At 56.6% G+C, this 8,588-nt stretch carries 9 protein-coding genes; 2 read left to right on the forward strand and 7 right to left on the reverse strand.

The window, feature by feature from the left end:
• Positions 1–13 precede the first annotated feature (13 nt).
• Both zapE and ACW81B_RS09150 read right to left on the reverse strand, forming a co-directional pair.
• On the reverse strand, positions 14–1,102 hold the full coding sequence (gene zapE / locus ACW81B_RS09145) for a cell division protein ZapE (protein ID WP_491579916.1): 1,089 nt from the start codon (positions 1,100–1,102) through the stop codon (positions 14–16).
• Positions 1,103–1,133: 31 nt separating this feature from the next.
• Positions 1,134–4,094, reverse strand: a complete 2,961-nt coding sequence (locus ACW81B_RS09150; protein ID WP_491579917.1) for an insulinase family protein — start codon at positions 4,092–4,094, stop codon at positions 1,134–1,136.
• Between the two features lie 139 nt (positions 4,095–4,233).
• On the opposite strand from ACW81B_RS09150, the gene xthA reads away from it, so the two are divergent.
• Both xthA and ACW81B_RS09160 read left to right on the forward strand, forming a co-directional pair.
• The gene (xthA, locus tag ACW81B_RS09155; RefSeq protein ID WP_491579918.1) at positions 4,234–5,052 is read left to right on the forward strand and encodes an exodeoxyribonuclease III; all 819 of its coding nucleotides are present in this window, start codon (positions 4,234–4,236) and stop codon (positions 5,050–5,052) included.
• Positions 5,053–5,093: 41 nt separating this feature from the next.
• A complete protein-coding gene (locus ACW81B_RS09160; protein ID WP_491579919.1) occupies positions 5,094–5,816 on the forward strand; it encodes an MlaC/ttg2D family ABC transporter substrate-binding protein in 723 nt (240 codons plus the stop codon).
• A gap of 20 nt (positions 5,817–5,836) precedes the next feature.
• Here ACW81B_RS09160 and ACW81B_RS09165 read toward each other — a convergent pair whose 3' ends face one another.
• The 5 genes from ACW81B_RS09165 to ACW81B_RS09185 form a co-directional block, all read right to left on the reverse strand.
• A complete protein-coding gene (locus tag ACW81B_RS09165) occupies positions 5,837–6,091 on the reverse strand; it encodes a YcgL domain-containing protein (protein ID WP_491579920.1) in 255 nt (84 codons plus the stop codon).
• A gap of 14 nt (positions 6,092–6,105) precedes the next feature.
• On the reverse strand, positions 6,106–6,504 hold the full coding sequence (locus ACW81B_RS09170) for a hypothetical protein (RefSeq protein WP_491579921.1): 399 nt from the start codon (positions 6,502–6,504) through the stop codon (positions 6,106–6,108).
• Positions 6,501–6,839 carry a Mut7-C RNAse domain-containing protein gene (locus ACW81B_RS09175; protein ID WP_491579922.1) on the reverse strand — a complete coding sequence of 113 codons (339 nt, stop codon included), beginning with the start codon at positions 6,837–6,839 and terminating at the stop codon, positions 6,501–6,503. Before ACW81B_RS09175 ends, ACW81B_RS09170 begins: the two co-directional genes overlap by 4 nt.
• 48 nt (positions 6,840–6,887) lie before the next feature.
• Positions 6,888–7,931, reverse strand: a complete 1,044-nt coding sequence (locus ACW81B_RS09180) for a hypothetical protein (protein ID WP_491579925.1) — start codon at positions 7,929–7,931, stop codon at positions 6,888–6,890.
• A 47-nt stretch (positions 7,932–7,978) separates the two neighbouring features.
• On the reverse strand, positions 7,979–8,588 hold a 610-nt coding region (locus tag ACW81B_RS09185), incomplete at its 5' end, for a lipoyl synthase (protein WP_491579923.1).

The raw sequence follows: 8,588 nt of genomic DNA on the forward strand, positions 1-8,588 counted from the left end.
TACCGACAGGTTCCTAGTCCGGTCGATGTGGCCGCGACAGATAATTCTCACTGGCCATTTCAATTAACCGACTGGCCGTACGCTGGAACGGCCGGGCAAGCTGTCGGCCCGTATACAACTGGTTTGGCAGTGCATCTGCCGTCAATACAAGCTTCACCCCGTGATCGTAAAGCGCATCGACCAGGTGAATAAAACGCCGGGCACCCTCGTCCATTTCAGCTGTCATCACTGGCACGGCTTCCAGCAACAGTGTATGAAATTCGCACGCCAGTTCAAGATAGTCACGTGCCGACCGGTATTGCTGGCACAGCGCATCAAATGTGAACCAGACAATTCCATCAGACACAGCTGTCGTTTGCAATTCGCGTCCCGCCAGCTCCAGCGGGCCACCCTCTGTTGACGCATCACCGGCAAGCGCATCGAAATGTTCGGCAAGCCAGGTATGCGCCTGAACTTCACCTTCACCCACAAGGCTGGTGCCGCTCTGCTGCAACAGGGCAAGGCGATAATCCTCACCACCCTCCATGGCCAGAATTTCCGTATGCTGCTCGATCAACTCAATCGCCGGAACAAAGCGTGATCGCTGCAGACCTTCATGATAAAGCATACGGGGTGCTGTATTGGATGTAGCCACCAGTGTAACCTGACGTTCAAACAACGCTTCGAGCAAACCTGCAAGCAACATGGCGTCGGCCACATCCGTCACATGAAACTCATCAATACACAACAGGCGTGAGCGTGCTGCCAGGCGGTCCGCCACAATCAATAGCGGGTCCGGTGTTTTCGGCAACATATCCAGCGTCTTGTGAATTTCCAGCATGAAGCGGTGGAAGTGAACACGGCGCTTGTGCGTAAAAGGCAAACTGTCGAAGAAAGCATCCATCAACCAGGTCTTGCCACGCCCGGGACCGCCCCACAAATACACACCGCGAACCGGTACCGGGCAACGCCCGGCCAGCCGATCCCAGAAACCGGGGGCAGCCGGTGGCACAAGCAGCCGTTCATACAGCGCCTGCAAATGCTCCACCACCTGCGCCTGGTTTATGTCCGCCCTGAATTTCTGCGTGGCCAGTGCAGTCTGGTAATACTCACGGGGCGGCATGGGCCTGTCCGGCGGCACGGCTGTCACAGGTTCACAACAGCTGGATATCGAGGCCCAGCGCCCTGCAATCGTCCTCACTTGCCTGACTGGTCACAACAGCGACACTTGCCTGTTCAGGTCTCAGATAGGTTTCACCGACACGCCTGAGATCATCCAGGGTAACAGCCAGTATACGTTTACGTATGGCCTGGCGTCGCTCCGGTGTACGCCCATGCAATGCACTGAAGAAGGCATCGCGCGCCTCGCCTGCCGGGGAGGCCGGCTTGTCGATACTGCTGATCACGCCCAGTATGGCCTCCTCCAGCAAACGCCATTCGTGCTTTTCACTCAGCAGCCAGTCGATAGCCCTGTCGAAGTCATCCAGTGTCTCGCCGAGCCGTGGATCGCGGTAGGAGAAGAAACGGAATGCAGCATTGTCAGTATCGTGGCTCGCGCCACCGCCATAGGCCCCACCCTGCTCGCGGATTGCCCGGTGCAGATAGCCATTACGCAGGAAACCGGCCAGCACGGTGAGCGCTGCTGCATCAGGGTGCCAGGCAGGAACCGTCTTGTATGCCTTGGCGCAGAAATTAACCTGGGTGTTAGCCACCCATGCCTCCCGCACGCGGGTATCGACACGATCCGCTGCAAACGGGATAAAATCACTGCCACCCGGCTGACCCGGCAACCAGGCCTGCTCCAGTTCCTCGCGGAGTTGCGCACGCCGTTCCGCTTCACTGATCAACAGGAACTGTCGTGGCGCACTACGCACACTCTCGTGTAGCGCGGCGAGGCGGCCGGCAAAGTTTTTCACCTGCTCGGGATCATCAAAAGAATCATCCAGTACTTTCAGGGCGCGGATTCCAGCCAGGCCACGCAGGCGATGTGACAGTGCCGCGCCGGGACTCATCCCGGACGCCGCTGCCAGCATGGCAAGCCCGTGGCCGTTACCGGTCACGCTCTGCTCGCGCTGTGCCCGCTGTTGGGCCACCAGCTCGCGGATGCGGTCATATTCATCAAAACGCGGCGATTCCAGCGTATCGCGCATCAACTTGCCGAGCGCCGCATGATTGCGCGCCAACGCCTTGCCTGACAGGACAAAGAACCCTTTCAGAGACTGTTCGTCTTCCACATCAGCACGCATGCTGCTGCTGGCGTGAACGCCACCCGACACGCTGGTTTGCAGTACTTGTGTTTCCAGATAATCACGGCCACCACAACCCAGCTGGGCGAGGATGTAACTGTAACAGGGGAATGTGTCCAGCAGCTCGTCGCCCAGCTGCGGAAGGTCGGCCACCACCTGCTGGTACACCAGTCCATTTGTGCCTTGCGGGTAAAAGCTGACGGGCAACCCGGAAACCTCTTCCCTTTCCCCCGAGGCAATGTGCATTGCTTCAGGGATATCCTCCAGCCCGACCTTTGGCAAAACCGAGGGATCATCCTGCCGTGCCTGGCGTTCGGCCAGCGCCTTTGTCTGCTCGATCACCGCCGTCACCTGCGCCTCGTCCATCTGCGCCTTCATGTGCGCAAGGCGTGCGGCTTCAGCCGCGTCACGCCGGGCAGACAATTCGGTATCCGGCACCAGGGTAATATGCACCCGGTGCATATTTTCCAGCAGCAGTGTACGAACCAGCCGCGGAATATAGTCGGGATCCTGTATCAGCCCGCGCAATTCCTCGAGCACAGGGTCGAGGTTCAGTAATGCCACGGGGTCGCCGCGATGCGTCGCACAGGACAGGCCTTCCAGGATCAGTTGCAGCCCGTAGGGGTAGCCATCGCCGGATATTTCACGCTGGCTCAATTCCAGTTGGTGCAACACGGCTTCGATACGCGACCTCTCAATACCCTTGTCAGCAACTTCCTGCAACACATCCAGTACCAGTTTCTCCATTGCATGTGTATGCTCCGGTCGACTACCTTCCAGCCCGCAGACAAAACTCATTTCACGGTTGCTGGCTTCCAGGCCGCACAACGGTGACGGCGCACTGCCGAGGTCGGTTGTCTCCAGCGCACGGCGCAGAGGTGATGCGCTGTCGTCCAGCAACACCCCTTCAAGCAGCTGCGCTTCCAGCTGCTCCTTCAGGTTGATGCCGGGGCCCAGCAACCAGCCCATTACCAGGTGAGTCTTGTCACCCACCTCGCCGGGCTCATCAAAGGCGTAGCTCTCCTGCACGTAGACAGGCGCGTGATAGCGTTTCTCGTCCCCGACCTCAATGTGCACATCGAGGCGCTCGAATTGCGACAGCGCCCTGTCGTGAATGCGCGCATGGTGCTCAAACACCGGGATATCCCCGAACGTCATAAATACAGCATTCGATGGATGATAGTGGGTGCAATAGAAGGCCTTGAGTTCTTCATAGCCCAGATCGGGTATACATTCCGGATCACCACCACTGTTGTAATGATAGGTCGTGGTCGGGAACAGATATCGGGTCAGGGTTTGCCACAGCGTGCTGGCCGGTGAACTCATGGCACCTTTCATTTCGTTGAATACAACACCCTTGAACACAAGGTCGGTTTCAGGGTTTTCCGGTTCGGAAAATTCAACGCGATGGCCTTCCTGGGCAAAATCCAGTTTATGCAGGCTCGAGAAGAACACTGCATCCAGGTACACGTCCATCAGGTTGTAAAAGTCCCTGCGATTCTGGCTGGCGAAAGGATAGGCCGTCCAGTCGCTGCTGGTAAACGCGTTCATAAAAGTATTCAGTGAACGGCGGATCATCATGAAGAAAGGATCACGCACCGGGTAATGTTTGCTCCCGCACAGCGCCGTATGTTCAAGGATATGCGCCACACCGGTCGAGTCCATCGGCACTGTGCGCAGCGCCACCAGGAAAACATTCTCGGGCGTATCAGCCGCAAGGTGGTAATGCGCCGCACCGGTGAGCCGGTGCCGGTATTCCTCAACCACCAGGTTCAGGGATTCGATACGCTCACTGCGAACCCACTCAAATGCATCATGCACCCGGGAAGGGGCTTCAGGGGTGGAAGGGTCGGCCACTACACTGCTCATATAAACGGATATCCTGTTAGTTAATATCTGATCGGGTGCATGGATTGTAACGCGCCGGGCAAGCATAGCGCCACGACACATTGCCCGGGCGCGGGCAGCCCAGTAGAATGCACCGGATTCCCCTGAAAATACCACGCCAATGAAACTTGCCTCCTTCAACACCAACAGCATCCGCATGCGCCAGCACCAGCTGGAGAAACTGATTGATGATCACTCGCCCGACATCATTGGCATACAGGAAACCAAAGTCCAGGATGAGGATTTCCCGCTGTCGATGATCGAGGACCTTGGCTATCACGCGACATTTCATGGACAAAAAACCCACTACGGCGTTGCCATCCTGTCAAAACAGCCACCGCTGGCCGTGCGCAAGGGTTTTCCACATGACGGTGATGACGACCAGCGACGCCTGATCAGTGCCGACTTCGCCCTCGACGATGGTCGCACGCTGAGTGTTATAAACGGCTATTTCCCACAGGGTGAAAGTCGCGACCACGAAACCAAGTTTCCGGCCAAGGAGAAGTTCTACCGTGATCTGCTGGAACTTCTGCAATCCAGGTACGACCCGCAACAACCGGTCGTGGTGATGGGCGACATGAATGTGGCTCCACTCGACCAGGATATCGGTATCGGCGCTGATAACGCCAAACGCTGGCTGAAAACCGGTAAATGCAGCTTTCTGCCGGAAGAACGCGAATGGCTGCAAAAAATTGCCGACTGGGGCCTGACTGATACATTTCGCCATCATTACCCGGACGTTACCGATAAATTCAGCTGGTTTGACTACCGCAGCCGGGGGTTCGAGCGTGACCCGAAGCGTGGACTGCGTATCGACCTGGTGATGGCAACCCGTCCGCTGATGGAACATTCTACGGATGCAGGCATATCATATGATATTCGCAGCATGAAAAAACCGTCGGATCATTGTCCTGTATGGGCAAGATTCAACATTCAATGACAAAAAATAAAGGCTTTGTTACGCCTGACGGGAAACGTACAATGCGTACAATGAAAACAACGCTGTACAGCACATGGATGCTTTTAACCACTCTGCTACTGGCTGGCACGGCCACGCTTGCACAGGCTATACCTGACACCGAGACAGACAACGACCCTCAGCCGGTTATCGCCGATACGATCGACAAGCTGATTCATCGCCTGGAAGAGAACCGTGACCGGATCAAGCAGGATGACGCCATCGCCTACAGCATCAGTGATGAATTGATCGCGCCGCACATTGATTTTCCACGTATTGCCCGCCTGGTGATTGGTAAATACTGGCGTAACGCCAGCGACAGCCAGCGTCAGCGTCTCATAGAAGAAATCAGGACCCTGCTGATCCGCTCCTATGTCACCGCAATGACAAGCTATGTCGATGATATTATTGATCGCAAGGACAATATCCATTACCAGCCCTCACGCTACAAGCCCGGCGACCGCAAGGCCTCCGTGCGCGCAACCATCGAGATTGACAAGGGCAGAACCGTGGATGTGCAGTACCAGGTTTACCTCAAGGACGGGAAATGGAAGATTTATGACATTCGTATCGAAGGCATCAGTCTGGCCATTACCTACCGCACCAGCTTCGGCGAAACAATCCGCCGCGAAGGCCTCGATAGCCTCATTGCACAACTCGAAGAGCGCAATCGTAAGGGTGAAGTTGAACTGCCTGCTTCCGTTGCCGCGCCCTTCAAAGACAAAACCGGTTCCGCAAAACCCTAGGGACACAACCCGGCAACCGGTCAGGATACTCCCGGATCCAGACCCTGGCGCGGCGGCATCTGCAGGTAATACCCTTCCGCCTCGATCTGCGCCATGACTTCGACAACATCGGCCTGCGCCAGCCTGCGTCGGTCATGCAGTTCCACTTCGGTAATCACTTCAAGACTCCCCAGCAGGGTCTTCAGTGCATCCGGCACCCGTCCCAGACCCTCATCTTTTTTGACAAACAGGTAGTAATCAAACTGCCGGAGACTTTTGTAAACGACACACTGCATCGTCACGCCCCTGCTCAGGACAGGCGCGGCGAGAAATTCACCGCAACCTCTTTGGTGTAGGGCTCGTCGAACACCAGCTCTGCTGAAACGGCACCACCCGCCAGGCGGGCCTTGACCTGGTGCAGATCCGGCAGACGATTGGCAAGATAGGCACAGGATGCCGCAATCAGGGCCTCGTCACCTGCCTGCATGGCTTCCAGCAGGTGCAGCGCCACGAACTGTGCCCGCTGTGTACGATCCGGGCTTTCAAGGGTTTCGCCACCGAGCACAATGCCCTGGTCCATTTTCCGGTCCATACGATCCAGACAGGCTAACTGGTGTTCGGGTAACGGCTTGTTCCGGTTATATTCCAGATGGGGCTGACCATCGATCACGACTGTCAGCATGGGTGCGGGGTTGGCTGCTTCATTCATGACGACGCATTATCCGTATTTTCCCGTGACGGCTCCAGAAATTCCTCGACCAGGCTGAGGGCGCGTGCATGGTGACTGCCCTGCCAGTAGACCTGCTGACAGTCAGGGCATTGCCGGAAAACTTCATAGTACTGGCGCGTTTTAGGTTGCAACAGGTCGTCGACAGCGGATTTCGAAACAGTCACGAGAACACCGTTACAGCGTGTACAACGGGTAAACGGTTTTGCAAGCCGGTACAGGTCGAGGCGCTCCAGCACCTCCCTGACCTGGGCTTTGGGGTCAGTGCGCAGAAAGTCGTTGAGTTCCTCATAGAACCTGAAATATGCGACGGCCATTACCCTGTCCCGGAAGTGACCGGTGACTGCGTGAACAATACCGTTAACTCATTGCCTTGCACGTGCCAGATCAGTAGCAATACGCACGTCATCCAGGGCCGCCCAGTCTTCATGGTTAAACGTGATCATCCCGCCACACAGTTCGTACCATGAAAATCCGTTAGACCAGCCAGGCAGTTCGAATTCACCCTGCATGCGACGCGGCATGCAGTACAGGCGACCGGGTGCATAGAGCAGATTGTAGGCTTCGTCTCTATCGTGCAGACCGGCGAGCTGCTGCCACGCAGCCCGTGGTTCATCGAATACCCGGCACTCCACCGGGTAGTGCCGTGCCCCCCCGTTATGAAACCATTGCAAGTCCTCAACCGGCAGTGGCTGCTCGCGCACAAACAGCTGCAAATGCAGGTGATTCACTGAAGCAAAAGCACCGAGCGCATTATACCCGATGCGAATACCGGGCATGGACAGGGACAAGTGTTCAACCAGCTCCCAGACATAATGATGCATGTCTTCAAACAGGTATTGCGGCAGGCACTGCTCACGATCCGGAACCAGCAGACTGTGCAGATCCACAAACGGGTACTTGTTGTAGTACAGATCGATGTGACGGCCCAGCAGGTCGCCGGATGCGATAACTTCTTGCTGCATGAACGGCTTGTTGAAATTGAAAGCCGCACTATCGAACGCTGCGCGAATGGATGTCATGGGATGCTGGCTGTTACGCAACGGGCGGAAAGAACGTAACTGGTTGAACTGCACTTCCCACGGACCTGTATTACGCTGTTCGGTCAGCTTCAGGGCCTTCATTCCGATACGGCTCATTTTCAGAAACACCAGCAAGTCGTCATCGGCTTCATCGATACGCTGACCCTGCGTCAGCGCCCCCTGAAGATGGGTCAACAAGGTGTTGTATTGCGCGCACAACGCCGGCTCCAGTGTTTTCCACAAGCGTTCATCAAAACCTGCATTGGCGGCCACCAGAATAAACAGGTTCATCCCGCCGCAGTCCAGCAACCGCTCCAGCCCCTGTTCAAAACGACTACGCAGGGCGGCCTCAGACCTGAACAGCGCATCAAAGCCGGCTTCATCCACCAAAACGTGTTTCCTGGTGACTCATGTTACATACCAGCGTACAGGCTTCAGAGCACCCCGGCCGCCTGCTGGTCGGCGTGGTATGAGGAACGCACCATCGGGCCACTGGCCACCTGACTGAAGCCCAGGGCCTCGCCGATCTCACGCAAGCGCTCGAATTCGTCGGGATGAACATAACGATCGACCGGAAGATGGTGCTTGCTGGGTTGCAGGTACTGTCCGAGCGTGAGCATGTTGACGTCATGCGCGCGCATATCGCGCATGACCTGCTCGACTTCCTCGAGTGTTTCACCCAGCCCCAGCATCAGGCCGGACTTGGTCGGTACACCGGAGTGTTCCTGTGTAAAGTTTTTCAGTAATGTCAGCGACCATAGGTAATCGGAACCAGGACGGGCTTTTTTGTACAGGCGCGGCACGGTTTCCAGATTATGGTTGAACACATCCGGCGGCGCCTGGCGAAGAATATCCAGCGCACGCTCCATCCGGCCACGGAAGTCCGGCACCAGGATTTCGATACGGGTATCGGGATTGCGTTCGCGAATAGATCGGATACAGTCCACAAAATGCGCTGCGCCACCGTCACGCAGGTCGTCGCGGTCTACCGAGGTTACTACTACGTAACGCAGCCCCATGGCTTCGATAGTCTCTGCGAGGTGG

The organism is Thiogranum sp., assembly GCF_058323355.1.

Bases quoted from the DNA above. Each gene is read 5' to 3' on its own strand.
- zapE (WP_491579916.1), bottom strand. From the start codon at position 1,102: ATGCCGCCCCGTGAGTATTACCAGACTGCACTGGCCACGCAGAAATTC.
- ACW81B_RS09150 (WP_491579917.1), bottom strand. From the start codon at position 4,094: ATGAGCAGTGTAGTGGCCGACCCTTCCACCCCTGAAGCCCCTTCCCGG.
- xthA (WP_491579918.1), top strand. From the start codon at position 4,234: ATGAAACTTGCCTCCTTCAACACCAACAGCATCCGCATGCGCCAGCAC.
- ACW81B_RS09160 (WP_491579919.1), top strand. From the start codon at position 5,094: ATGCGTACAATGAAAACAACGCTGTACAGCACATGGATGCTTTTAACC.
- ACW81B_RS09165 (WP_491579920.1), bottom strand. From the start codon at position 6,091: ATGCAGTGTGTCGTTTACAAAAGTCTCCGGCAGTTTGATTACTACCTG.
- ACW81B_RS09170 (WP_491579921.1), bottom strand. From the start codon at position 6,504: ATGAATGAAGCAGCCAACCCCGCACCCATGCTGACAGTCGTGATCGAT.
- ACW81B_RS09175 (WP_491579922.1), bottom strand. From the start codon at position 6,839: ATGGCCGTCGCATATTTCAGGTTCTATGAGGAACTCAACGACTTTCTG.